The sequence below is a fragment of the Comamonas kerstersii genome, assembly GCF_002056725.1.
Taxonomy (GTDB): Bacteria; Pseudomonadota; Gammaproteobacteria; order Burkholderiales; family Burkholderiaceae_C; genus Comamonas; species Comamonas kerstersii.
The window spans coordinates 361,251-382,036 of record NZ_CP020121.1 but is presented as its reverse complement, the minus strand read 5'-3'; the positions used below and the strand labels follow the sequence as shown (position 1 = coordinate 382,036).

The window sequence follows — 20,786 nt, the reverse complement described above, 5'->3', positions numbered from 1 at the left end:
TATAGCAAATGTGGTTACCGTTTTGTTCCGGAAATGGACTGGCGGTGGCGATCAGCAGCTTGAGGAGCCTTTGGTCTGTTGCAAACGGCCACCGGGGTAGATGCACAGCGTGCTGCCCTGGCTGATGTTCTTGCCTTTGGGCATGACCTGCAGGCTAAAGTTGGTGGATGTGTTGTTCAGTCTCAGAGCACCCCAGCGGTCCACTGCAATAAATCCTGCATTTCCGGAAGCTGTAGCTGTGGTGCTTCGCAGTGCTTCTACGATTTGGAGTGGCGCAGTGTTGGCGTCAGCGGTTCCGTCGGCATTGCTGTCCAGACTGACAGTCCAGCCACATTGCCATGCGTTGCTGGCCTGGCCGCCACAATCTTGCGTAGTGCTTCGAATGATGGAGATGCCTCCTCCGCGGCGAATGGCTTCCGAGCGTGCAAAAGCCAGGGTCGACTCAAAGGCTGAGATGGCCTGGCTGGTACGCCAGCGCTCAAACAGTGATGTAAAGCTGGGTGCTGCAATAGCGGCGAGCACAGCCAGTATGGCGAGGGTGGTCATGAGCTCAACCAAAGTCAGGCCTGTCTGGCGCAGGCGGTTCGTTTTCTTGATGGTTGGTAGGCAATGAGGCATGTAGGAGAAGTTAGCAAAGAGCAGTAGGTCTTTGTTGGTATGTCTGACCAGCGTGACCTTTGTAGGGGATGAGTGGCAAGCATGGCATGGTCATCTGGTGCGGGTATTGACCTTGCTCTAGGGCGTGTTCACATCAACATTGGGTTCGCTGCCCCTGATGATGGAGATCACAAATGGGGTTGAAGGCTTGGGGCGGTCTGCGTTGTTGCGGCGGCTTGCAAGGCGCTCGGCATTGCTGCGCCACCGCGCCTAGCATCCCATCCCCAAGCCTTCAACGCGAATTCCCAAGCTTTACGTGAACACGCCCTAGCCATCTGCAGACAGGGATGCGCCACAGTTTTCTGGTCAATAGGCGCATCAGGTACAATAGTCAGGTTTTGCATGGTGCAAGACGCACGCTGCGAGCCCTTCCAGCCCGTGGCGCAAGTAACCAAGGCTGGCTTGAAGAAGCCGGCTGCTAATGAAGGAAATCAAAATGATCGCTGCCGATAAGAAGGCTGAAGTTGTCAAGGCCAATGCTCGTTCCGAAAACGACACTGGTAGCCCAGAAGTGCAAGTGGCTCTGCTGACTGCTCGCATCAACGAACTGACTCCCCACTTCAAGCAACACGCCAAGGACCACCACGGTCGTCGTGGCCTGCTGCGTATGGTGAGCCGTCGTCGCAAGCTGCTGGACTACCTGAAGGCTAAGGACGCAGAGCGTTACACAGCGCTGATCGCCAAGCTGGGCCTGCGTAAGTAAGCACAGTGCAAGATCGGAACGCCTGAGTTAGATTGCCTAGCTCAGGCGTTTTTTACTTTGGAACAGGCAAACAGAGCGAAGCTGTGTCATTCCAATAACGTGTTGGCTCTTGTTTTGATAGCTGCTAGCGCGCTTCTGGAATGGCATCGTGTTCTGTTTTGCCTCCAAATCAAGGCTGGATGAGCGTATCCAGCTATATAAACAGGAGTAAATACATGACGATGTTCAACAAGGTCACCAAGACTTTCAAGTGGGGTCAGCACACGGTCACCATGGAAACGGGCGAAATTGCACGCCAGGCTTCCGGTGCTGTGCTGGTGAATATGGACGACACCGTGGTACTGGCTACCGTGGTGGGCTCCAAGCAGGCCAAGGCTGGTCAGGATTTCTTCCCTCTGACCGTGGACTACATCGAGAAGACCTACGCAGCCGGCAAGATCCCTGGCAGCTTCTTCAAGCGTGAAGCCAAGCCCTCGGAGCTGGAAACGCTGACTTCGCGTCTGATCGACCGTCCTATCCGTCCTCTGTTCCCCGAAGGTTTCTACAACGATGTGCACGTGGTGATCCACACCATCTCGTTGAACCCTGAAGTGGATGCCGACATCGCCGCCATGATTGCCACTTCCGCAGCGCTGGCTGTGTCTGGCATTCCTTTCAATGGTCCTATTGGTGCTGCCCGCGTGGGTTACATCAATGGCGAATACGTGCTGAACCCCGGTCAGACGCAGCGCAAGGATTCGCTGATGGATCTGGTGGTGGCAGGTACTGAAACCGCTGTGCTGATGGTGGAATCCGAAGCGCAGCAACTGCCTGAAGAAGTGATGCTGGGTGCTGTGGTCTATGGCCACGAGCAAGGCAAGATTGCAATTGACGCCATCCATGATCTGGTGCGTGAAGGTGGCAAGCCCGCTTGGGACTGGACGCCTCCAGCCAAGGATGAGGCGCTGATCGCCAAGGTGACCGAGCTGGGTGAAGAGCTGCTGCGCGCAGCCTATCAGCAGCGTAACAAGCAAGTGCGTACGCAAGCCTGCCGCGAGGCCTATGCCAAGGTCAAGGATGCGCTGGCCGCGCAAGGCGTGGAGTTCGATGCTGTCAAGGTCGAAGGCATGCTGTTTGACATCGAAGCACGCATCGTGCGCTCGCAGATTCTGGCAGGTGAGCCCCGTATCGACGGCCGTGACACACGTACTGTGCGCCCCATCGAAATCCGTACTTCCGTGCTGCCTCGCACCCACGGTTCGGCCCTGTTCACACGCGGCGAAACCCAGGCGCTGGTTGTGACCACGCTGGGTACAGAGCGTGATGCACAGAAGATCGACGCGTTGGCGGGTGAGTTTGATGATTCCTTCATCTTCCACTACAACATGCCTCCTTTTGCAACCGGTGAAGTCGGTCGCATGGGTTCGACCAAGCGCCGCGAAATCGGTCACGGTCGTCTGGCCAAGCGCGCACTGGTGGCTTGTCTGCCTTCCAAGGACGAATTCCCTTACACCGTTCGCGTGGTGTCGGAAATCACGGAATCCAACGGTTCTTCGTCCATGGCTTCGGTGTGCGGCGGCTGCCTGTCGCTGATGGATGCTGGTGTACCCATGAAGGCGCACGTGGCGGGTATCGCCATGGGCCTGATCAAGGAAGACAACCGCTTTGCCGTGCTGACCGACATTCTGGGTGACGAGGATCACCTGGGCGACATGGACTTCAAGGTGGCCGGTACGACCAACGGTATTACCGCCCTGCAGATGGACATCAAGATCCAGGGTATCACCAAGGAAATCATGCAAGTGGCACTGGCTCAGGCCAAGGAAGCGCGCATGCACATCCTGGGCAAGATGCAGGAAGCCATGGGTGAAGCCAAGGCGGAAATCTCTTCCTTCGCGCCCAAGCTGTTCACGATGAAGATCAACCCCGAGAAGATCCGTGATGTGATCGGCAAGGGTGGCGCCACTATCCGTGCGCTGACCGAAGAAACCGGTACCCAGATCAATATCGAGGAAGACGGCACCATCACCATCGCTGCAACCGACGGCGACAAGGCGGAGGCTGCCAAGAAGCGCATCGAAGAGATCACGGCTGAAGTGGAGATCGGCAAGATCTATGAAGGCCCCATCGTCAAGATTCTGGACTTCGGCGCACTGGTGAACCTGCTGCCCGGCAAGGATGGTCTGCTGCACATCAGCCAGATCGCCCACGAGCGCGTAGAGAAGGTGACTGACTACCTGAAGGAGGGTCAGGTTGTGAAGGTCAAGGTGCTGGAAACTGACGACAAGGGTCGCGTGAAGCTGTCCATGAAGGCGCTGCTGGAGCGTCCTGCACCTGCAGAGCGTGCAGAGCGTGCCGAGCGTCAGCCTCGTGGTGAACACCGCGCAGCACCTGAGGCTGGCGAGCAGCCTCAGCAGCAATAAAGCGTAAGCTTTGTGGCGGCATCACTGAATAGTGGTGCTGCTATCGAGATGTGAGCTTTTATCGCTTGCGACACAAGGGTTTAAGCCATATTTGGCTTAAATCCTTTTTGCGTAACCAGATAAGCCTGCTGCATCACGGTATGAGATCCATCTGTCTTGATGATGTTGTGACCCCATGAAGAAAAAACTGATTGTTGGCAACTGGAAGATGAATGGCAGCCTGCAAGCCAATGCAGAGTTGCTGTCTGCGCTGGTGCAGGGTATGCCTGCTGCGCTGACCTGCGGTGTCGGAGTAGCTGTTCCTTCACTGTATCTGTCGCAGGTGCAGGCGCTGGTGCAGGGTTCGTCCATTGCGCTGGCTGCACAGGATGTGTCGCAGCATGAAAAGGGTGCATACACCGGTGAAGTGTCTGCAGACATGCTCAAAGAGTTTGGTGTGCGTTACACCTTGGTCGGGCACTCCGAGCGACGTCAGTACCATGGTGAAACAGACGCTGTGGTGGCGGCCAAGGCGCAGGCTGCATTGGCCAAGGGCATCACTCCCATTGTTTGTGTGGGTGAGACTCTGGAAGAGCGAGAAGCTGGCAAGACTGAAGAAGTCGTCAAGCGCCAGCTGGCAGCTGTGATTCAGCAGCTGGGCCATTGCATCAGCGAAGTCGTTGTGGCCTATGAGCCTGTGTGGGCCATTGGTACCGGCAAGACGGCAACGCCTGAGCAGGCACAGGCTGTGCATGCAGTACTGCGTGCTCAGCTGGCAGCTGCAACAGAGCATGCGGCGCGCGTGCCGTTGCTCTATGGCGGCAGCATGAATGCGGCGAATGCTGCACAGCTGCTGGCGCAGCCTGATATCGATGGCGGTCTGGTGGGTGGCGCTTCGCTGAAGGCGGCAGACTTTTTGCAGATCATTGCAGCGGCCAACTGATGGCTGTTGCCTGAGTTTTAACGAAGGAGTAGGAATGAGCGCGTTTGCGACATTGATTTTGGCGGTGCAGATCCTGTCGGCACTGGCCATGATTGGTCTGATCTTGATGCAGCACGGTAAAGGTGCGGACATGGGTGCTGCGTTTGGCAGTGGCGCTTCGGGCAGCCTGTTTGGCGCCAGTGGCAGTGCCAACTTTTTGTCCCGCAGTACAGCGGTTTTGGCAACGGTATTTCTGGTGTCGACACTGGCGCTGGCATATCTGGGCAATCAGCGTCCAGCCAGCACGGGTAGTGTGCTCGAAAGCGTGCCAGTGACTGTGCCTGCAGCACCTGCTGCTGAGCCAGCGGTGGTGGATGACTCTGTGCCTGCAGCGCCTGTCAAGGGTGCGGATGCGATTCTCTCGAAATAATTGAATCAAACGCCTGAAAATTACTTTTGTACGGTGATTTTCAGGCTAGAATTCAGGGATTGCTCGGAGAGCTATAGCCCAGTTAGAGGGGGCGCCTCATGCGATCTGAGCATTTTGAGACTTCAAGCCGTCGTGGTGGAATTGGTAGACACGCTATCTTGAGGGGGTAGTGGCGAAAGCTGTGCGAGTTCGAGTCTCGCCGACGGCACCATCATAAATACAGCCTGCCCATGATCAGGCAGTGGTCGGGGCAAGGTCAACAAGCGGAAGACGCGACCTCACATGAACCTCGAGCAATATCTCCCGGTCCTGCTTTTCATCTTGGTGGGCATCGCTGTGGGAGTAGTTCCCCTCGTACTTGGCTATATCTTGGGTCCCAATCGCCCAGACGCTGCCAAGAATTCCCCTTACGAATGTGGCTTTGAAGCTTTCGAAGACGCTCGAATGAAGTTCGACGTTCGCTTCTATCTGATCGCCATTCTCTTCATCCTGTTTGACTTGGAAATCGCTTTCCTGCTGCCTTGGGCCGTTGCGCTGCAAGACGTAGGCATGACCGGTTTCGTCGCTGTTCTCATCTTTCTGACCGTCCTTGTCGTTGGCTTTGTCTACGAATGGAAAAAGGGCGCTCTGAACTGGGAATAAGTACACGCACTCCTCAAAAAAGGACACACGATGATTGAAGGCGTGATGAAGGAAGGCTTCGTCACTACGAGCTATGACGCCGTAGTGAACTGGGCCAAGACCGGCTCTATCTGGCCAATGACATTCGGTTTGGCGTGCTGCGCTGTGGAGATGATGCACGCTGCTGCTGCTCGCTATGACTTGGCGCGTTTCGGAGCGGAAGTGTTTCGTCCCTCGCCCCGTCAGTCAGACCTGATGATTGTGGCGGGTACGCTGTGCAACAAGATGGCGCCCGCTTTGCGCAAGGTGTATGACCAGATGTCAGAGCCTCGCTGGGTGCTCTCGATGGGCTCGTGCGCCAATGGTGGTGGCTACTACCACTACAGCTACTCGGTCGTGCGTGGCTGCGACCGTATTGTTCCAGTGGATGTTTATGTGCCGGGCTGCCCGCCCACAGCCGAAGCGCTGATCTACGGCATCATCCAGCTGCAGCAAAAAATTCGCCGCACGAACACCATCGCCCGCGTTTAAGGAGCCGAGAGGATGTCCGCTTTTGCTATTCAGCCCGAAGCACTTCGGGATCTGGTGGCTGCTGCATTGGGCGACCAAGTCCGCAGCGTTACCATTAAGCTCGGGGAAGTAACTGTCGAAGTTGCTTCCTCAAATTACCTTGAAGTCATGCGCAAGCTGCGCGACACACCAGGCTGTCAGTTTGAACAACTGATTGATCTGTGTGGTGTGGACTATTCGACTTACAAAGACATGGGAACCGAGGGTTCTCGCTTTGCAGTTGTGGTACACCTGCTGTCCGTCAGCTTGAATCAGCGTATCCGCGTGCGCACTTACTGCGCTGATGATGACTTCCCCATGGTTCCATCCGTGATGAACTTGTGGAGCAGCGCCAACTGGTTTGAGCGAGAAGCGTTTGACCTGTTTGGCATCGTGTTCGAAGGGCATACGGACCTGCGCCGCATCCTGACCGATTACGGCTTTATCGGTCATCCTTTCCGCAAGGACTTCCCGCTGTCTGGTCACGTCGAAATGGCGTACGACACTGAACAGCGTCGCGTGGTCTATCAACCTGTCACGATTGAGCCGCGCGAAAACACGCCACGCATCATCCGTGAAGAGAACTACGGAGGCCTGCACTGACAGGCACTTGAGCCTGCTGGTTGACGATCATGGCTGAAATCAAAAATTACTCTATCAACTTTGGTCCTCAGCACCCGGCAGCGCACGGTGTGCTGCGTCTGGTGCTGGAACTGGACGGTGAAGTGGTGCAGCGCGCTGACCCCCACGTGGGACTGCTGCACCGTGCTACAGAAAAGCTTGCTGAGCACAAGACCTATATCCAGTCGCTGCCCTATATGGACCGCCTGGACTATGTGTCCATGATGTGCAATGAGCACGCTTACTGTCTGGCGATCGAAAAGCTGCTGGGCATTGAGGTGCCCAAGCGTGCGCAGTACATCCGTGTGATGTACAGCGAAATCACACGCCTGCTCAATCACCTGATGTGGCTGGGCTCCAACGGCATGGACTGTGGCGCATCGACCGTGCTGATGTACACCTTCCGTGAGCGTGAAGACCTGTTTGACATGTACGAAGCCGTTTCTGGCGCGCGCATGCACGCAGCTTACTTCCGTCCCGGTGGCGTCTATCGTGATCTGCCTGACACCATGCCCCAGTTCAAGGCCAGCAAGGTGCGCAATGCCAAGGGTATTGAAAAGCTCAATGCCAACCGTCAGGGCTCGCTGCTGGACTTCATCGAAGACTTCACCAACCGCTTCCCCAAGTGTGTGGACGAGTATGAACATCTGCTGACGGACAACCGTATCTGGAAGCAGCGTATGGTGGGTATTGGCGTGGTGACGCCTGAGCGTGCACTGAACATGGGTTTTACCGGCCCCATGCTGCGTGGCTCTGGCATTGCGTGGGACTTGCGCAAGAAGCAGCCCTATGAAGTCTACGACGAGCTGGATTTCGACATCCCCGTAGGCAAGACGGGCGACTGCTATGACCGCTACCTGGTGCGTGTGGCTGAAATGCGCCAGTCCAATGAACTCATCAAGCAGTGCGTGAAATGGTTGCGTGCCAACCCCGGCCCCGTCATCACGGAAAACCACAAGGTGGCGCCACCTTCCCGCGAGGACATGAAGTCCAACATGGAGTCGCTGATCCACCACTTCAAGCTGTTTACCGAAGGCTTCCGTGTACCGGAAGGCGAGGCTTATGCAGCGGTGGAGCACCCCAAGGGCGAGTTTGGTATCTACATGGTGAGTGATGGCGCCAACAAGCCATATCGCCTGAAGATTCGTGCACCAGGTTTTGCGCACTTGGCAATGATGGACGAAGTGGTCAGCGGCCACATGTTGTCCGACGTGGTGGCAGTGATCGGCACCATGGATATCGTGTTCGGAGAGATTGACCGATGATTACTGAAGCGACCAAAGCGCGTTTTGCGCGCGAAGTGGCCAAGTACCCGGAAGACCAGAAGCAATCTGCAGTGATGGCATGTCTGTCCATCGTGCAGCAGGAGCTGGGCTGGGTAAGTCCTGAGAGCGAGGCAGTCATCGCTGAAGTGCTGGGCATGCCTGAGATTGCTGTCCACGAAGTCACGACGTTCTACAACATGTACAACCAGAAGCCCGTGGGCAAGTACAAGTTGAACGTCTGCACCAACCTGCCTTGCAAGCTGCGCAATGGCTACGACGCACTGCACCATCTGGAAGCAAAGCTGGGCATCAAGATGGGGGAAACCACGCCTGATGGACTGTTTACACTGCAGCAGTCTGAGTGCCTGGGTGCTTGTGCGGATGCCCCAGTGATGCTGGTGAACGATCGCTGCATGTGCAGCTTCATGAGCAACGAAAAGCTGGACGCGCTCGTCGATGGCCTCAAGGCTGCGGAGGGTAAGGCATGAGCACGATTTTGAACAATCCTGCTGCCAATGCTGTGCTGGCTAAGTTCGTTGCTTCGGGCAACGAGACCTGCTTTCACGGTCGCCACATCAACCCTCAGATCTACGAAGGTCTGGATGGCAGCAACTGGTCCATTAAGGACTACGAAGCGCGTGGTGGTTATCAGGCTCTGAAGAAGCTGCTGGGCAAGGACGGCGGCAATGGCATGACGCAGGATGAAGTCATTGCCACCGTGAAGGAATCTGGCCTGCGTGGCCGTGGTGGTGCGGGCTTCCCCACTGGCCTGAAGTGGAGCTTCATGCCACGTCAGTTCCCCGGTCAGAAGTATCTGGTTTGCAACTCTGACGAGGGTGAACCAGGCACTTGCAAGGACCGCGAGATCCTGATGCACAACCCCCACATCGTGATCGAAGGCATGATCATTGCCGCGTACGCGATGGGTATCTCCGTGGGCTATAACTACATCCACGGCGAAATCTTCCAGGCCTACGAACGCTTTGAAGCTGCGCTGGAAGAGGCGCGTGCCGCAGGTTATCTGGGCAACAACATTCTGGGCTCTGACTTCAGCTTCCAGCTGCATGCCCACCATGGTTTTGGCGCCTACATCTGCGGTGAAGAAACCGCATTGCTGGAATCGCTGGAAGGCAAGAAGGGACAGCCCCGCTTCAAGCCGCCATTCCCCGCCAGCTTTGGTCTGTATGGCAAGCCCACGACCATCAACAACACCGAGACTTTCGCGGCAGTGCCATGGATCATCCGCAACGGTGGTCAGGCCTATCTGGAGTGCGGCAAGCCCAACAACGGCGGCACCAAGATTTTCTCTGTCAGCGGTGATGTGAACCTGCCCGGTAACTATGAAGTGCCACTGGGTACGCCTTTCAGCAAGCTGCTGGAGCTGGCTGGTGGTGTACGCACGGGTCGCAAGCTCAAGGCTGTGATTCCTGGTGGTTCGTCTTCCCCAGTGCTGCCTGCCGACATCATCATGGAATGCACGATGGACTATGACTCCATCTCCAAGGCAGGTTCCATGCTGGGTTCTGGCGCTGTGATTGTGATGGACGACTCGCGTGACATGGTGGAAAGCCTGCTGCGCCTGTCCTACTTCTATTCGCACGAGTCCTGTGGCCAGTGCACACCATGCCGTGAAGGTACAGGCTGGTTGTGGCGTGTGGTCAAGCGCATCCACGAAGGTGAGGGCCGTCCGGAAGATATCGAGTTGCTGGACTCCGTGTCCGTCAACATCATGGGGCGCACCATTTGTGCGCTGGGCGATGCAGCGGCCATGCCGGTGCGCGCCATGATCAAGCATTTCCGCCACGAATTTGAAGCCAAGATTGCCGCGGCTGCCAAGTCTGGCTCCACTGCTGCCTGATCGCGAGAGGCGAGAGACATATGGTTGAAATTGAACTAGACGGCAAGAAGGTGGAGGTCGCTCCCGGCAGCATGGTCATGCATGCTGCTGAGAAGGCTGGCACCTACATTCCGCACTTTTGCTACCACAAGAAGCTGTCCATTGCTGCCAACTGCCGCATGTGCCTGGTTGATGTGGAAAAGGCGCCCAAGCCTTTGCCTGCATGCGCCACGCCTGTGACGCAAGGCATGATCGTTCGTACCAAGAGCGAGAAAGCCATCAAGGCGCAGCAATCGGTGATGGAGTTCCTGCTGATTAACCACCCCCTGGATTGCCCCATCTGCGATCAGGGCGGTGAGTGCCAGCTGCAAGACCTGGCCGTCGGTTACGGCGGTACAGGTTCGCGCTACGAAGAAGAAAAGCGTGTGGTGCCCCACAAGGACGTCGGTCCGCTGATCTCCATGGAAGAGATGAGCCGCTGCATCCATTGCACCCGCTGCGTGCGCTTCGGCCAGGAAATCGCTGGCGTCATGGAGCTGGGCATGGTAAACCGTGGTGAGCACTCTGAGATCACTACTGTGGCTGGCGATACCGTGGATTCGGAACTGTCCGGCAACATGATTGACCTGTGCCCCGTGGGTGCACTGACCAGCAAGCCTTTCCGTTACAGCGCCCGTACCTGGGAGCTGTCGCGTCGCAAGTCGGTATCACCCCATGACTCCACAGGTGCCAACCTGATCGTGCAGGTGAAGAACCACAAGGTGATGCGTGTCGTTCCTTTCGAGAACGAAGCTGTCAATGAATGCTGGATTGCCGACCGTGACCGTTTCTCTTATGAAGCGCTCAACGGCGAAGACCGTCTGACACAGCCCATGATCAAGCAGGGTGGCGAGTGGAAGGCTGTGGACTGGCAGACAGCGCTCGAATATGTAGCCAATGGTCTGAAACAGATCAAGGACCAGCACGGTGCCCAAAGCATTGGTGCGCTGGTCAGCCCGCACAGCACGCTGGAGGAGTTGTTCCTGACCGGCCAGCTGCTGCGTGGTATTGGCAGTGACAACATCGACTGGCGTCTGCGCCATGCTCAGTTCAATGCAGCCGAAGGCGTGCGCTGGCTAGGCACTTCGATCGCTGCACTGTCGGATCTGCAAGCGGCGCTGGTGGTAGGCTCTAACCTGCGCAAGGACCATCCGCTGTTCGCACAGCGCATTCGCCAGGCCACCAAGAAGGGTTGCCAGGTGTTTGCACTAAATGCCAAGGTCTATGACTGGGCCATGCCTGTGACAGCCTCGGTGGTTGCTGCACAGGACTGGGCGCAGGCACTGGCCGATGTGGCTGCTGCTGTGGCACAGGCCAAGGGCGTGCAGGCACCCGTGGCGGGTCAGGCCAATGTTGAAGCTGATGCGATTGCACAGGCGCTGATCGCTGGTGAGCGCAAGGCGATCTTGCTGGGCAATGCAGCCGCTCACCACGCCCATGCAGCTGAGCTGCTGGCACTGGCTAACTGGATTGGCGAGCAGACAGGCGCTACCGTGGGTTATCTGACGGAAGCTGCCAACACGGTGGGTGCACAGTGGGTCAAGGCGCAGCCTCAGGCCAATGGCTTGCATGCGGCGCAGATGATCGCAGGGGGTCTGAAGGCCACCATCTTGCTGAACAATGAACCAGCGCTGGATAGCGCTGCGGGTCAGCAGGCACTGCAGGGGCTGAACAAGTCCGAAATGGTGGTGACGCTCAGCCCATTCAAGACCAATCTGGACATCAGCGACGTGCTGCTGCCCATTGCTCCTTTCACGGAAACCTCTGGCAGCTTTGTGAATGCCGAAGGTCGCGTGCAGAGCTTTCACGCTGTGGTTAAGCCTCTGGGCGAAACCCGTCCTGCATGGAAGGTGCTACGTGTGCTGGCCAACCTGCTGGGTGTCCAGGGTGTGGACTATGAATCGTCGCAGGACGTGCTGCGTACCGCCATCGGTGCAGACACTACACAAGTGCCCGCACAGGTTCTGAGCAATGCCACAAAAACCGTCATTCAGGTGCCAGCAGGCCCAGTGGCTGAGCCCGTGGTTGCAAGCATCTATCAACTGGACAGCATTGTCCGTCGTGCGCCATCGCTGCAACTGACAGCGGATGCACGCCAGGCACAAGTGGGAGGTGCCGCATGATTGACGAACTCAAGATTGCAGGCGCCGGCCTGGTGGATGCCACCTGGTGGACTGACGCAGCCTGGCCAGTTATCTGGATTTTGCTCGGCATTGTGGCGGTCATTGTTCCGCTGATGCTGGCCATTGCCTATCTGACACTGTGGGAGCGCAAGTTCCTGGGCTGGATGCAGGTGCGTCCCGGCCCTAACCGTGTGGGTCCCTGGGGTCTGCTGCAGCCTATCGCTGACGGCTTGAAGCTGCTGACCAAAGAACTGATCATGCCCACCGTGGCCTCCAAGGGCCTGTTCTATGTAGGCCCTGTGATGTCCATCATGCCTGCGCTGGCTGCCTGGGCAGTGATTCCCTTTGGCCCAGACGTCGCGCTGGCCAATGTGAATGCAGGCCTGCTGCTGGTGATGGCCATTACCTCCATCGAGGTGTATGGTGTGATCATTGCGGGCTGGGCATCGAACTCCAAGTACGCCTTTCTGGGTGCGCTGCGTGCTTCGGCACAGATGGTGAGCTATGAAATCGCCATGGGCTTCTGTTTCCTGATCGTGATCATGGTGACAGGCAGCATGAACCTGTCGCAGATCGTGATGAGCCAAGGGCAGGGTACTTTTGCCGACATGGGCCTGAGCTTCCTGTCCTGGAACTGGCTGCCCCTGCTGCCAATCTTCTTCGTCTACATGATTTCCGGTGTGGCTGAAACCAACCGTCACCCCTTTGACGTGGTGGAAGGCGAGTCTGAAATTGTGGCTGGTCACATGGTCGAGTACTCGGGCATGGGCTTTGCGATCTTCTTCCTGGCGGAATATGCCTGCATGTGGCTGGTCTCCATCCTGACGGTGATCATGTTCCTGGGCGGCTGGCTGCCTCCTGTAGAAGCGTTGTCCTTCATCCCCGGCTGGATCTGGCTGGCGCTGAAGACGGCAATTGTGGTGAGTCTGTTTATCTGGATCCGCGCCACATTCCCTCGCTTCCGTTATGACCAGATCATGCGTCTGGGCTGGAAGATCTTTATCCCTGTCACGCTGGTGTGGCTGGTCATCGTGGGTGCATGGCTGCACTCGCCTTGGAATATTTGGAATTAAGCGGGGACACCAATGGCTGCTGTTGCTGCTACACCTTTCTCCATCAAGGATTTCTTCAAGAGCTTCATGCTCTGGGAACTGTTCAAGGGCATGGCTCTGACGGGCCGCAAGGCTTTGTCACCCCGTGTGACCATCCAGTTCCCTGAAGAGAAGACACCTCTGTCGCCACGCTTCCGTGGTCTGCACGCACTGCGTCGTTATGAAAACGGTGAAGAGCGCTGCATTGCCTGCAAGCTGTGCGAAGCCGTGTGCCCTGCCATGGCGATCACGATTGAGTCTGCGGTGCGTGACGACGGTTCGCGTCGCACCACGCGTTACGACATCGACCTGACCAAGTGCATCTTCTGCGGTTTCTGCGAAGAGAGCTGCCCGGTCGACTCGATCGTGGAAACGCAGATCTTTGAATACCACGGCGAAAAACGTGGCGACCTGTACTTCACCAAGGACATGTTGCTGGCTGTGGGTGACCGTTATGAAGCCGACATCGCTGCTGCCAAGGCAGCCGATGCCAAGTACCGCTAAAGCGGCTCCTGATCCAGAAAGATTCGAATCATGGACGCCAAAACTGGTTTCTTCTATCTCTTCTCGGCGGTGATGCTGTTTGCTGCCTTCCGAGTCATCACGGCGCGCAATCCTGTGCATGCCGTGCTGAATCTGATTCTTGCGTTCTCGCAGGCGGCAGGCATCTGGTTGTTGCTCAAGGCTGAATTCCTGGGCATTGCCCTGGTAGTGGTCTATCTGGGCGCGGTGATGGTGCTGTTTATGTTCGTGGTGATGATGCTGGACATCCGCATCGACCGCGTGCGTCAGGGCTTCTGGAAGCATTTCCCTGTGGCCGCCTTCATCGGCGCACTGGTTGCGCTGGAAATGGCACTGGTGCTGATGGCTGGCTTTGGCACCGTGGACGAGGCCAAGCCTGTTGCAGCACTGCTCAACAGCCAGGGTGATGTTCTGCCTTACTCCAACACACAGGCTCTGGGTCGTCTGCTGTACACCGAGTACCTGTACCCCGTCGAAATCGCAGCAGTCCTGCTGCTGGTTGCGATGATCACAGCCATTGCGCTGACGCTGCGCAAGCGCAACGACATCAATAAAGCCATCAACGCAGCCGTTCAGGTACGTGTGCGTGCAGAGGATCGTCTGACCATCGTGAAGATGGAAGCGACCAAGCCCGCGCCAGTTGCTGAGTCTGCGCCAGAGGCCGTGGAGGAGAAAAAATGACGCTCACACTTGGGCATTTTCTGACGCTGGGAGCGATGTTGTTCGCCATCTCGGTGATCGGGATCTTTCTGAACCGGAAGAACCTGATCGTCCTGCTGATGTGTATCGAACTCATGCTGCTGGCAGTCAACACCAACTTTGTGGCCTTCTCGCACTATCTGGGCGATATGCATGGCCAAGTGTTTGTGTTCTTCATCCTGACGGTTGCGGCTGCGGAATCGGCGATTGGCCTGGCCATCCTGGTGCTGCTGTTCCGTAACAAGTCCAGTATCAATGCGGAAGATCTCGACACCCTCAAGGGTTGAGTGGCCGGTATTAGCAAGGTTTTGAAGAATGAGTCAAACACTTTCTGCATCCATGCTCTTGGCAGTACCGCTGGCCCCGCTGGCGGGCTCTGTACTGGCAGGTATATTCGGTACCGCCTTTGGCGGTAACAAGTTCGGTCGTGGCGTCAGCCACTCGCTCACCATTTTGGGTGTGCTGCTTTCCTTCATCCTCTCGGCTCTGGTGTTCAAGGCTGTGGTGTTTGAAGGTGCCAGCTTCAACGCCACCATCTATGAGTGGATGACCGTGGGCGATCTGAAGATGGAAGTCGGTTTCATGATCGACTCCCTCACAGCCATGATGATGTGTGTGGTGACCTTTGTGTCGCTGATGGTGCACATCTACACCATGGGCTACATGGCTGAGGATGACGGCTACAACCGTTTCTTCTCCTACATCTCGCTCTTCACCTTCTCCATGCTGATGCTGGTGATGAGCAATAACCTGCTGCAGCTGTTCTTCGGCTGGGAAGCAGTGGGTCTGGTGTCCTACCTGCTGATCGGCTTCTACTACAAGAAGCCTACGGCGATTTTTGCCAACATGAAGGCCTTCCTGGTCAACCGTGTGGGTGACTTTGGCTTCATTCTGGGTATTGGCCTGATCGCGGCATACACCGGCAGCCTGAACTACAACGAGATCTTCGCCAAGCTGCCTGAGTTCTCGCTGCTGGCCATGCCTGGTACCGAGTGGTCGCTGGTGACCGTGACGGCGATCTGCCTGTTCATCGGTGCCATGGGCAAGTCGGCGCAGTTCCCGCTGCATGCCTGGCTGCCAGACTCCATGGAAGGTCCTACCCCCATCTCGGCGCTGATTCACGCTGCGACCATGGTGACGGCTGGTATCTTCATGGTCTCGCGCATGTCGCCGCTGTATGAGCTGTCGGATGTGGCACTGAACTTCATCCTGGTGATCGGTGCCATCACAGCCCTGTTCATGGGTATCCTGGGCATCATCCAGAACGACATCAAGCGCGTGATTGCGTACTCCACGCTGTCTCAGCTGGGCTACATGACTGTGGCGCTGGGCGCTTCTGCTTACTCCGTGGCTGTGTTCCACCTGATGACCCACGCCTTCTTCAAGGCACTGCTGTTCCTCGGGGCTGGTTCCGTGATCATGGGCATGCACCATAACCAGGACATCCGCTGGATGGGTGGCGTGCGCAAGTACATGCCAATCACCTGGATCACCTTCCTGCTGGGTAATCTGGCACTGATCGGTACACCGTTCTTCTCTGGCTTCTACTCCAAGGACGCCATCATTGAAGCGGTGCATGCCTCCAACCTGCCTGCCTCCGGCTTTGCAACCTTTGCCGTGCTGACTGGCGTGTTCATCACCGCGTTCTACTCCTTCCGTCTGTACTGGCTGGTATTCCACGGCAAGGAGCGCTATGACCAGAACCCCGATGCGCACCACGACGACCATCACGCGCACGATGACCACGGCCATGGCCACGATGCCAAGCCCCATGAGTCTCCATGGGTGGTGACAGGTCCTCTGCTGCTGCTGGCGATCCCTTCGGTGGTGATCGGTGCGATGGCGCTGATGCCTATGCTGTTCGGTGACTTCTTCAAGGGCGTGATCTACGTCGATGCGGCCAAGCACCCTGCAATGGCCTACCTGGCAGAAAACATCCACGGCTGGCTGGCCATGGCTCTGCACGGTTTCCAGACAGCTCCTTTCTGGCTGGCTCTGGCTGGTGTGGCTGTGTCCTATGTGTGCTACATGGTCAAGCCTGAGATTCCTGCCGCCGTCATGGCCGTGAGCAAGAAGATTGGTCTGTACCAGGTGCTGGAAGGCAAGTACGGTGTGGACTGGGTCTACGAAAACGTCTTTGCACGCGGCGCGCGCTGCTTCGGTACGGTGTTCTGGAAGGTTGGCGACCAGGCACTGATTGACGGCGCTGTCGTGAATGGTTCGTGGAAGCTGGTGGGCAAGATTGCTTCGGTGATCCGCTGGCTCCAGTCTGGTTACATCTACCACTACGCGTTGGTCATGATTCTGGGCATCTTTGCGCTCATGACCTACTTCGTGTGGCTCAACAAGTAAGGAAGAACAAAAATGGGTTTGTTGAGTCTTGCCATTTGGACGCCAATTGTCTTTGGTGTTCTGTTGCTGGCCTTCGGCAAAGATTCCTGCGCACGTGGTGTGCGCTGGGTCGCGCTGATCGGCTCCATCCTGGGCTTGCTGGTCACGATCCCGCTGTACACGGGCTTTGATACCTCTTCGGCGAACATGCAGTTCGTCGAAAAGATGCTGTGGATTGAACGCTTCAATATCCACTACCACCTGGGTCTCGATGGTCTGTCGTTCTGGTTCGTGCCTCTGACTGCCTTTATCACCGTCATCGTGGTGCTGACCTCCTGGGAAAGCATCACAGAGCGTGTGAACCAGTACATGGGCGCCTTCCTGATCCTGTCGGGTCTGATGATTGGCGTGTTCGCAGCACTGGACGGCCTGCTGTTCTACGTGTTCTTCGAAGCCACGCTGATCCCCATGTACCTCATCATTGGTATCTGGGGGGGGCCCAACCGTATCTACGCCGCGTTCAAGTTCTTCCTGTACACCTTGATGGGCTCGCTGCTCACACTGGTGGCCGTGATCTACCTGTACAACGTGTCGGGCGGCAGCTTTGACATCCAGACCTGGCACAAGCTGCCTCTGGGCATGCTGCCTCAGACGCTGGTGTTCTTTGCCTTCTTCGCTGCCTTTGCGGTGAAGGTGCCCATGTTCCCCGTACACACCTGGCTGCCAGACGTGCACGTGGAAGCGCCTACAGGTGGTTCTGCCGTGCTGGCAGCCATCATGCTCAAGCTCGGTGCCTACGGTTTCCTGCGTTTCTCGCTGCCCATCGCTCCTGACGCATCGCGTGAATGGGCGGGCCTGATCATTGCGCTGTCCCTGATTGCCGTGATCTACGTGGGTATGGTGGCGCTGGTGCAAAAGGACATGAAGAAGCTGGTGGCTTATTCGTCCGTGGCACACATGGGCTTTGTGACGCTGGGCTTTTTCATCTTCAACGAGATTGGCGTGGCCGGTGGCATCGTGCAGATGATTGCCCACGGCTTTGTGTCGGCTGCCATGTTCCTGTGTATCGGCGTGCTGTACGACCGTGTGCACTCGCGTGAAATCGCTTCCTACGGCGGTGTGGTCAACACCATGCCCAAGTTCGCTGCCTTTGCGCTGCTGTTTGCCATGGCCAACTGCGGTCTGCCAGCTACGGCCGGCTTCGTTGGCGAGTGGATGGTGATTCTGGGGGCTGTGCAGTATGACTTCTGGGTTGGTCTGATGGCAGCGACTGCGCTGATCTTCGGCGCTGCCTACACCCTGTGGATGTACAAGCGCGTGTACCTGGGTCCTGTGACCAACGACAACGTCAAGAATCTGCAGGACATCGGCTGCCGCGAGTTCCTGATCCTCGCGATCCTGGCTGTGGCCGTGCTGTACATGGGCTTGTATCCAAAGCCTTTCACTGATGTCATGGACCCCTCGGTGGCTGAGCTGCTCAAGCATGTCGCCCAATCCAAGCTTCCTTGACCAGACTGAACTGAGAGATTGAGATGATTGACAACATCAGCTGGCTTTCGATCTACCCCGAGATCGTGCTCTTCATCATGGGGTGCGTGATCACCTTGGTGGATCTGGGCGTAAAAAGCGCTCGCCGCACTGGCACCTACGCGCTGACCATGTTGACGCTGCTCGTAGTCGCCATCATGCAGGCCAACTACGCTTTGAGCGGCAACACCTTCTACGGCTGGGGCAACATGGTGGTCTCTGACGCCATGGGCAACTGGCTCAAGTGCTTTGCCACCGTTGCCATGATGGTGACCCTGGTCTACGCCCGTCCTTATTCCGCAGACCGCGGCATGCTGCGTGGCGGTGAACTGTTCAGCCTGTCGATTTTTGCGCTGCTGGGCATGTTCATCATGATCAGCGCCAACAACCTGCTGCTGATCTACCTGGGTCTGGAACTACTGACCCTGTCCAGCTACGCACTGGTGGCGCTGCGCCGTGACCACACTCTGGCTACCGAAGCGGCCATGAAGTACTTCGTGCTGGGTTCTCTGGCATCGGGCTTCCTGCTGTATGGCCTGTCCATGGTCTACGGTGCGACGGGTTCGCTGGACATCGGCGAAGTGTTCAAGGCCATCAGCTCCGGTGAACTCAAGCACCAGGTGCTGGTATTCGGTCTGGTCTTTGTGGTGGCAGGCCTGGCCTTCAAGCTGGGCGTGGCTCCCTTCCACATGTGGGTGCCTGATGTGTACCAGGGTGCACCTACAGCCATCACTGCGCTGATTGGTGGCGCTCCCAAGCTGGCTGCATTTGCCATCGTGATCCGCCTGCTGGTGGATGGCATGCTGCCGCTGGCTGTGGACTGGCAGCAGATGCTGACCGTGCTGGCCATTGCTTCGCTGGTGGTGGGTAACGTGGCAGCGATTGCCCAGACCAACCTCAAGCGTATGCTGGCTTACTCCACGATCGCACAGATGGGCTTTGTGCTGCTGGGTCTGCTGTCGGGCGTGATCGGTACGGAAATCGATCCTACCCGTGCAGCCAATGCCTACAGCTCCTCCATGTTCTACGTGGTGACCTATGTGCTGACCACGCTGGCGACCTTCGGCGTGATCATGCTGCTGTCGCGCGAAGGCTTTGAGAGCGAAGAGATTGCCGACCTGGCTGGTCTGAACCAGCGCAGCCCCCTGTACGCAGGCATCATGGCGGTGTGCCTGTTCTCCATGGCCGGTATTCCTCCGCTGGTGGGCTTCTATGCCAAGCTGTCCGTGCTGCAGGCACTGGTGGCTTCGGGTGAGAGCTTCTACATCGGTCTGGCCGTGTTCGCCGTGATCATGTCGCTGATTGGTGCCTTCTACTACCTGCGCGTGATCAAGGTCATGTACTTTGACAAGCCGCTGACTGCTGTGGCCGTGTCCGCTCCTCTGGATGTGCGTGCCGTGCTGACGGTGAACGGTGCACTGGTTTTGATCCTGGGCATTGTTCCTGGTGGTTTGATGTCGCTGTGCGCGGATGCGATTGTCCGAGCGCTGGCATCCTGACCCATAATGTGAAGCGTGACTCAAACTGCTTCCATCTGGCTCGTAATTCTGGCGGCCCTCGTGGCCGCCAATTTGCCTTTTCTGAATGAGCGCTGGCTGATTGCCGGGCCTGTGGCCAAGCCTGTCAAGCCCCTGTGGGGGCGCCTGCTGGAGCTGGTGCTGCTGTATTTCCTGGTAGGTGCTCTGGCTTTGCTGCTGGAGCGCCGTGCCGGGCAGATCTACCCGCAGGGCTGGGAGTTCTATGCCATCACAGCCACGCTGTTCCTGACACTGGCCTTTCCTGGCTTTGTCTGGCGCTACCTCACCAAACGTCGCAGCCGCTAAACTTGCGGCTTCTGTACGCCAAGGCAGAGCACTGACTCTGCCTTTTTCTTTGTTGGTTTCAAGCTTACGGATCTGCTGCTGCCATGAAGGTGTTTGACCTCCATTGCCCCCTGGACCATGTATTTGAAGGCTGGTTTGCTTCGGAAGAGGATTTCCGCAGTCAGCTCGATCGCGGCCTGGTGGAATGCCCCATGTGTGGCAGCAAGGAATTGCGCAAGGGCCTGAGTGCCCCGCGCCTGAACCTTGGGGCGCAGCCTGCCGCAGCTGCGCCAGCTCCTGTGCCCGATGAGGCAGACCGTCGCAAGCTGCATGCCCTGCAGGCAGCATGGCTGGAAGTCTCGCGCAAAATTGCAGCCAAGACCGAGGACGTGGGCGAGCGCTTTGCGGAAGAAGCTTTGCGCATGCACAAGGGCGAGGAGCCCGAGCGTCCCATCCGTGGCCAGGCCACGCCCCAGCAGGCCATGGAACTGCTGGAGGAGGGCGTGCCTGTCATGCCGCTGGCTCTGCCCAAGAGCAGCAAGGAAACGCTGCAGTAGCCCTGGAAACCTCTGCGTTGCATGCCGTTGATGCTGCCGTTGATCGGCTGTTGCAGGACATCCCAAAGCTGCAAATTCTAAAAAAGTGAGCTGCTTGCGCAGATGCTGT

General features: G+C 57.3%; 21 protein-coding genes and 1 tRNA gene. 21 read left to right on the top strand and 1 reads right to left on the bottom strand.

Going from position 1 to position 20,786, the window contains the following annotated elements:
* Positions 1 to 51: 51 nt before the first annotated feature.
* On the bottom strand, positions 52 to 618 hold the full coding sequence (locus tag B5M06_RS01755; RefSeq protein WP_080025140.1) for a GspH/FimT family pseudopilin: 567 nt from the start codon (positions 616 to 618) through the stop codon (positions 52 to 54).
* Between the two features lie 475 nt (positions 619 to 1,093).
* Between B5M06_RS01755 and rpsO the strand changes: the two genes are divergently transcribed.
* From rpsO to B5M06_RS01650, 21 genes are all read left to right on the top strand, one after another.
* Positions 1,094 to 1,360, top strand: coding sequence for a 30S ribosomal protein S15 (gene rpsO, locus B5M06_RS01750; protein WP_054066814.1), 267 nt, complete (start codon positions 1,094 to 1,096; stop codon positions 1,358 to 1,360).
* 215 nt (positions 1,361 to 1,575) lie between these two features.
* Positions 1,576 to 3,762 (top strand): polyribonucleotide nucleotidyltransferase, encoded by a 2,187-nt coding sequence (gene pnp / locus B5M06_RS01745; protein WP_054066777.1) that lies wholly within the window; start codon positions 1,576 to 1,578, stop codon positions 3,760 to 3,762.
* A 175-nt stretch (positions 3,763 to 3,937) separates the two neighbouring features.
* The gene (tpiA, locus tag B5M06_RS01740; RefSeq protein ID WP_054066776.1) at positions 3,938 to 4,684 is read left to right on the top strand and encodes a triose-phosphate isomerase; all 747 of its coding nucleotides are present in this window, start codon (positions 3,938 to 3,940) and stop codon (positions 4,682 to 4,684) included.
* 34 nt (positions 4,685 to 4,718) lie between these two features.
* The gene (gene secG / locus B5M06_RS01735; RefSeq protein WP_054066775.1) at positions 4,719 to 5,093 is read left to right on the top strand and encodes a preprotein translocase subunit SecG; all 375 of its coding nucleotides are present in this window, start codon (positions 4,719 to 4,721) and stop codon (positions 5,091 to 5,093) included.
* Between the two features lie 126 nt (positions 5,094 to 5,219).
* Positions 5,220 to 5,304: transfer RNA gene (locus tag B5M06_RS01730), tRNA-Leu, on the top strand.
* A gap of 71 nt (positions 5,305 to 5,375) precedes the next feature.
* Positions 5,376 to 5,735: an NADH-quinone oxidoreductase subunit A gene (locus tag B5M06_RS01725; RefSeq protein ID WP_077345199.1), complete on the top strand. Its 360-nt coding sequence runs from the start codon at positions 5,376 to 5,378 to the stop codon at positions 5,733 to 5,735.
* 30 nt (positions 5,736 to 5,765) lie between these two features.
* Entirely contained in the window at positions 5,766 to 6,245 is a 480-nt protein-coding gene (locus B5M06_RS01720; protein ID WP_042418791.1) for a NuoB/complex I 20 kDa subunit family protein, read from the top strand.
* Positions 6,246 to 6,257: 12 nt separating this feature from the next.
* Positions 6,258 to 6,866, top strand: a complete 609-nt coding sequence (locus tag B5M06_RS01715) for an NADH-quinone oxidoreductase subunit C (protein ID WP_054066773.1) — start codon at positions 6,258 to 6,260, stop codon at positions 6,864 to 6,866.
* 29 nt (positions 6,867 to 6,895) lie between these two features.
* Positions 6,896 to 8,149, top strand: coding sequence for an NADH-quinone oxidoreductase subunit D (locus tag B5M06_RS01710; RefSeq protein WP_054066772.1), 1,254 nt, complete (start codon positions 6,896 to 6,898; stop codon positions 8,147 to 8,149).
* Positions 8,146 to 8,637 carry an NADH-quinone oxidoreductase subunit NuoE gene (nuoE, locus tag B5M06_RS01705; RefSeq protein WP_054066771.1) on the top strand — a complete coding sequence of 164 codons (492 nt, stop codon included), beginning with the start codon at positions 8,146 to 8,148 and terminating at the stop codon, positions 8,635 to 8,637. Before B5M06_RS01710 ends, nuoE begins: the two co-directional genes overlap by 4 nt.
* Positions 8,634 to 10,007, top strand: coding sequence for an NADH-quinone oxidoreductase subunit NuoF (nuoF, locus tag B5M06_RS01700; protein WP_054066770.1), 1,374 nt, complete (start codon positions 8,634 to 8,636; stop codon positions 10,005 to 10,007). The genes nuoE and nuoF overlap by 4 nt, the downstream gene beginning before the upstream one ends.
* A 20-nt stretch (positions 10,008 to 10,027) precedes the next feature.
* On the top strand, positions 10,028 to 12,148 hold the full coding sequence (gene nuoG / locus B5M06_RS01695; RefSeq protein WP_054066769.1) for an NADH-quinone oxidoreductase subunit NuoG: 2,121 nt from the start codon (positions 10,028 to 10,030) through the stop codon (positions 12,146 to 12,148).
* Complete coding sequence (gene nuoH / locus B5M06_RS01690; protein WP_054066768.1) at positions 12,145 to 13,221, top strand: NADH-quinone oxidoreductase subunit NuoH; 1,077 nt, start codon at positions 12,145 to 12,147, stop codon at positions 13,219 to 13,221. Before nuoG ends, nuoH begins: the two co-directional genes overlap by 4 nt.
* 12 nt (positions 13,222 to 13,233) lie before the next feature.
* Complete coding sequence (gene nuoI / locus B5M06_RS01685; RefSeq protein ID WP_054066767.1) at positions 13,234 to 13,743, top strand: NADH-quinone oxidoreductase subunit NuoI; 510 nt, start codon at positions 13,234 to 13,236, stop codon at positions 13,741 to 13,743.
* A gap of 30 nt (positions 13,744 to 13,773) precedes the next feature.
* A complete protein-coding gene (locus B5M06_RS01680; RefSeq protein WP_054066766.1) occupies positions 13,774 to 14,442 on the top strand; it encodes an NADH-quinone oxidoreductase subunit J in 669 nt (222 codons plus the stop codon).
* Complete coding sequence (nuoK, locus tag B5M06_RS01675; protein WP_042418761.1) at positions 14,439 to 14,747, top strand: NADH-quinone oxidoreductase subunit NuoK; 309 nt, start codon at positions 14,439 to 14,441, stop codon at positions 14,745 to 14,747. Before B5M06_RS01680 ends, nuoK begins: the two co-directional genes overlap by 4 nt.
* 52 nt (positions 14,748 to 14,799) lie before the next feature.
* On the top strand, positions 14,800 to 16,812 hold the full coding sequence (nuoL, locus tag B5M06_RS01670) for an NADH-quinone oxidoreductase subunit L (protein ID WP_054066765.1): 2,013 nt from the start codon (positions 14,800 to 14,802) through the stop codon (positions 16,810 to 16,812).
* A gap of 12 nt (positions 16,813 to 16,824) precedes the next feature.
* The gene (locus tag B5M06_RS01665; RefSeq protein WP_054066764.1) at positions 16,825 to 18,300 is read left to right on the top strand and encodes an NADH-quinone oxidoreductase subunit M; all 1,476 of its coding nucleotides are present in this window, start codon (positions 16,825 to 16,827) and stop codon (positions 18,298 to 18,300) included.
* Positions 18,301 to 18,323: 23 nt separating this feature from the next.
* Positions 18,324 to 19,817, top strand: coding sequence for an NADH-quinone oxidoreductase subunit NuoN (gene nuoN / locus B5M06_RS01660; RefSeq protein ID WP_054066763.1), 1,494 nt, complete (start codon positions 18,324 to 18,326; stop codon positions 19,815 to 19,817).
* Positions 19,818 to 19,832: 15 nt separating this feature from the next.
* Positions 19,833 to 20,141 (top strand): DUF2818 family protein, encoded by a 309-nt coding sequence (locus B5M06_RS01655; protein WP_054066762.1) that lies wholly within the window; start codon positions 19,833 to 19,835, stop codon positions 20,139 to 20,141.
* An 83-nt stretch (positions 20,142 to 20,224) separates the two neighbouring features.
* The gene (locus tag B5M06_RS01650) at positions 20,225 to 20,677 is read left to right on the top strand and encodes a DUF1178 family protein (RefSeq protein WP_054066761.1); all 453 of its coding nucleotides are present in this window, start codon (positions 20,225 to 20,227) and stop codon (positions 20,675 to 20,677) included.
* Positions 20,678 to 20,786: the final 109 nt, after the last annotated feature.